This window comes from Lacticaseibacillus camelliae DSM 22697 = JCM 13995, from assembly GCF_001311195.1.
In the GTDB taxonomy this organism is placed as follows: Bacteria; Bacillota; Bacilli; order Lactobacillales; family Lactobacillaceae; genus Lacticaseibacillus; species Lacticaseibacillus camelliae.
This window is the reverse complement of the sequence record NZ_BBAJ01000133.1, coordinates 1-2,808: the sequence shown is the minus strand read 5'-3', so window position 1 is coordinate 2,808 and position 2,808 is coordinate 1. Positions and strand designations below refer to the sequence as shown.

Sequence of the window (2,808 nt, the reverse complement as noted above, 5' to 3'; positions counted from 1 at the left end):
AAAATTGAGGCCTTTATTAACGTCAAATCCCATTTTGACGTGGTCACCTGGTTGATGGAAATCACGTGCATTAACATTTGCTACGTATTCAGTGCCATCAAGCTTGAGATACAATTGCTCGGTCGCGCCGAGTAGCTCAGAAACTACAACATCAGATTCAACGATGGCGTTCGGCCAGGTATCCAGGAAGGCTTGTTCTGAATGGATATCTTCCGGACGAATGCCAAAAACAACTTCCTTGCCATTATACCCTTGGTCGTCCAACACTTTGGCTCGACCCGCCGGCACACTCAGCTGCAAACCTTTACCATCTGAAATATGACCGTCCTGATATGTGACATGGAAAAAGTTCATCGCAGGAGCACCGATAAATCCAGCCACAAACATGTTACGTGGGTTTTGATAAACCTGAGCTGGCGTCCCAATCTGCTGAATTTGGCCAACTGACATGACTACAACACGGTCTGCCATCGTCATCGCTTCAGTTTGATCATGAGTGACATAAATCGTAGTTGTCTTTAAACGCCGGTGTAGTTTTGCAATCTCTGCGCGCATGGAAACTCGCAGTTTTGCATCCAAATTTGACAGCGGTTCATCCATGAGAAATATCGGCGCATCGCGCACAATTGCACGTCCAAGCGCGACCCGCTGCCGCTGCCCACCAGAAAGATCAGCAGGCTTACGCTGCAGAAACTCCTGAAGGCCCAGAATATCAGCAGCATTGTCGACACGTTGCTGAATATCTTCCTTGCTGTAATGGCGCAACTTTAAGCCAAAGGCCATGTTATCGTATACAGACATGTGGGGGTACAGTGCATAGTTCTGAAAGACCATAGCAATGTTCCGGTCCTTGGGAGCAACATCATTCATCACTTGGTGATCAATTTCAAGAGTACCTTTACTGATATCTTCGAGGCCAGCAATCATCCGCAACGTCGTAGACTTCCCACAACCAGAGGGGCCAACAAAAACGATAAACTCCCTCTCTTTGATGTGTAAATCGAAGTCGCTGACGGCATAATCTGTGCCATTATCATACTTTTTGTATAGGTGATTCAAGTCAATCTCAACCATGAAGATTCCCGCCTTCCAAATTAGCTTTTATAAAAAAAAGCCACAAATAACCAAGCAGAGAACAACTGTGTCCTCCGCTGTGGCAGGCGGTGACAAAGTGCTCAAATCTGCAATGGCCATTTCTGGCAAAGTTTGTATTATTACCCTTAAGCTCTTGACGCCTCTGAGGGGGCACAACCCTCATTGGTCGCAAGTTGCTTAACTTACAGCAATTAGTGTAATCAACTATTTCTTTGGTAGATACCTAAACATAAGCTGCTACCAAAAATGAGTATAGCCCCGAAGTCAATTACATGCAAGCGCTTTTATTAGGAGTACAGCAAACGTGCAAATTACCGGGAGTTCTACACGCCATTCCGAATCGAAGATGTCTCATCTTCATTTCGAGTCAGTCGGCATTTAATTACTACAAGCACACATTTTGTCCTCGTATTCAAGATTTCATAATGCCCGCAACCAAGGCAATGCTAATGCTTGATCCAACTGACCATCCGGCAACTCGTCCAAGCATTTAAACCCATACGGCTGCCGCTGATCTGCGATTGCGAAGGCGGCTTTGAAATCGCCTTGGCCTTGGCCCGGCACTGTTAACTCCCGCTGGGAAGCCCCTTCAGGCCAGCGATAATCCTTCAGGTGCACCGCGACGATCCGGTCAGCAAATCGGTCAAAAGCCGCTGAAAGAATGGCATTTGCATCATCCTCTCGAGTTTTTAAAAGATTAGTCGGATCGATGATCAGCTTTAAGTTAGGCGCCTCGTTGACAGCGGCAATCAACGCCGCGACCTGGTCAAGCGAATATAGGGGATTGCTGATCCCCGGCTCAAGGGCAAGATAAGTTCCGGCAGACCTGGCAACTGTTAACAGCTCGCGGACCCGTTTTACTAGCGTGTTAAACGGTGCCGCTTGATGGTTTTCTGCTGGTGAGCCGACACCGCCAGTCTCCGTGGCTACGATTCTGGTCCCAAAAGCGGGCGCCACCTGCAGATAATTCGCCAGCCGCGCGTTGGCCTGAGCCTCTCTAGTCGTATCTGAATCAACCATGTTGACATAGCAACTTAACGTAGCAATTTCACCGCCATACTCACTCAACGAGCGGCGCACCATCGCCCCCAGCCCAAAACTGACGGCATCCCCGTCGTCAGTGGTCTTGGGCAGCGACTTTGCCGGTGAATACGCCAGGCTGTGCAAGCCGCGCTGCTGCATCGCTTGCCCAAACACTGCTAAGTCATCGTAAACGGGTAGGTCATGGCCGCGCACCACAATATCTTTTCTCAACCATTACATCTCACTTTCTCGATGTTCTTCAGCCCAAGCAGAATTGCTGGAATCGTCCTAAGCCGTAGACAAACTGCAAACCAGAGAATAATCGACAATCCCAGACGCTGCCGCCTGAGACTGGTCAAATCAAGATCAAGTAACTGGGGTAGAAATTAGCACTAGGCTCGCGCTGGGTCAACGCTTTCATAATGAAGTCATACAATAGAATATCTTTGCCGCCCAGTGAACATTCTGTCGTTCAGAAAGTTGTCAATTCATTTGAGTGAAGAAAGAAAGAGAGAAAACAGGTCAAAACTATTTGTTCATCATAACTGCACCAAACGTTCACGGGTTTTCGGATGTGATGATCAGTGGTTTTAAGGCAGGCTCTGCACACTATAAGCCGCACTGGAACAATGAAAAACGACGACTAAGTGACTAACACTTAATCGCCGTGGCAAGCAAAAAAAAACTACT

2 protein-coding genes are annotated in these 2,808 nt (G+C 47.8%); both read right to left on the bottom strand.

Translation table 11 applies throughout. From position 1 onward, the window contains the following. Positions 1-1,074, bottom strand: a 1,074-nt coding sequence (locus tag JCM13995_RS13215) for an ABC transporter ATP-binding protein (RefSeq protein WP_054666483.1), incomplete at its 3' end; no start/stop codon positions are given. Positions 1,075-1,515: 441 nt separating this feature from the next. Next, on the bottom strand, positions 1,516-2,349 hold the full coding sequence (locus tag JCM13995_RS13205) for a sugar phosphate isomerase/epimerase family protein (RefSeq protein WP_054666475.1): 834 nt from the start codon (positions 2,347-2,349) through the stop codon (positions 1,516-1,518). Positions 2,350-2,808: the final 459 nt, after the last annotated feature.